The sequence below is a fragment of the Streptomyces sp. NPDC037401 genome, from assembly GCF_055602345.1.
In genome coordinates this window covers 1-1858 of record NZ_JBVJWO010000083.1, presented here as the reverse complement: position 1 = coordinate 1858, position 1858 = coordinate 1, and the positions used below count along the sequence as shown (strand labels likewise).

The 1858-nt window shown below is 56.6% G+C and carries 1 rRNA gene; it reads right to left on the bottom strand.

Going from position 1 to position 1858, the window contains the following annotated elements:
* Positions 1 to 32: 32 nt before the first annotated feature.
* Positions 33 to 1858 (bottom strand): 23S ribosomal RNA (locus tag ACZ7H1_RS37295); the annotation flags it as partial.

The window sequence follows — 1858 nt, the reverse complement described above, 5'->3', positions numbered from 1 at the left end:
CTTCAGAACTAACACAGTGGACGCGAGCAACTGAGGACAAGCCCTCGGCCTATTAGTACCAGTCAGCTCCACCCGTTACCGGGCTTCCACATCTGGCCTATCAACCCAGTCGTCTACTGGGAGCCTTACCCTCTCAAGGAGGTGGGAATACTCATCTTGAAGCAGGCTTCCCGCTTAGATGCTTTCAGCGGTTATCCCTCCCGAACGTAGCCAACCAGCCATGCCCTTGGCAGGACAACTGGCACACCAGAGGTTCGTCCGTCCCGGTCCTCTCGTACTAGGGACAGCCCTTCTCAATATTCCTACGCGCACAGCGGATAGGGACCGAACTGTCTCACGACGTTCTAAACCCAGCTCGCGTACCGCTTTAATGGGCGAACAGCCCAACCCTTGGGACCGACTCCAGCCCCAGGATGCGACGAGCCGACATCGAGGTGCCAAACCATCCCGTCGATATGGACTCTTGGGGAAGATCAGCCTGTTATCCCCGGGGTACCTTTTATCCGTTGAGCGACGGCGCTTCCACAAGCCACCGCCGGATCACTAGTCCCGACTTTCGTCCCTGCTCGACCCGTCGGTCTCACAGTCAAGCTCCCTTGTGCACTTACACTCAACACCTGATTGCCAACCAGGCTGAGGGAACCTTTGGGCGCCTCCGTTACCCTTTGGGAGGCAACCGCCCCAGTTAAACTACCCATCAGACACTGTCCCTGATCCGGATCACGGACCGAGGTTAGACATCCAGCACGACCAGAGTGGTATTTCAACGGCGACTCCACAACCACTGGCGTGGCTGCTTCAAAGTCTCCCACCTATCCTACACAAGCCGAACCGAACACCAATATCAAACTGTAGTAAAGGTCCCGGGGTCTTTCCGTCCTGCTGCGCGAAACGAGCATCTTTACTCGTAGTGCAATTTCACCGGGCCTATGGTTGAGACAGTCGAGAAGTCGTTACGCCATTCGTGCAGGTCGGAACTTACCCGACAAGGAATTTCGCTACCTTAGGATGGTTATAGTTACCACCGCCGTTTACTGGCGCTTAAGTTCTCAGCTTCGCAACCCCGAAAGGTCACTAACCGGTCCCCTTAACGTTCCAGCACCGGGCAGGCGTCAGTCCGTATACATCGCCTTACGGCTTCGCACGGACCTGTGTTTTTAGTAAACAGTCGCTTCTCGCTGGTCTCTGCGGCCACCCCCAGCTCAAGGAGCAAGTCCTATCACCGGTGATGGCCCCCCTTCTCCCGAAGTTACGGGGGCATTTTGCCGAGTTCCTTAACCATAGTTCACCCGAACGCCTCGGTATTCTCTACCTGACCACCTGAGTCGGTTTAGGGTACGGGCCGCCATGAAACTCGCTAGAGGCTTTTCTCGACAGCATAGGATCATCCACTTCACCACAATCGGCTCGGCATCAGGTCTCAGCCTTATATGAGGGACGGATTTGCCTACCCCTCGGCCTACACCCTTACCCCGGGACAACCACCGCCCGGGCTGGACTACCTTCCTGCGTCACCCCATCGCTTACCTACTACCACCTTGGATCAGCGGCTCCACCACTTTCCTTTCCCCGAAGGGTCCGGAACGGCTTCACGGCCTTAGCATTAATGGATTCGATATTGGGCGTTTCAAAGCGGGTACCGGAATATCAACCGGTTGTCCATCGACTACGCCTGTCGGCCTCGCCTTAGGTCCCGACTTACCCTGGGCAGATCAGCTTGACCCAGGAACCCTTAGTCAATCGGCGCACACGTTTCTCACGTGTGTATCGCTACTCATGCCTGCATTCTCACTCGTGAACCGTCCACAACTCGCTTCCGCGGCTGCTTCACCCGGCACACGACGCTCCCCTACCCATC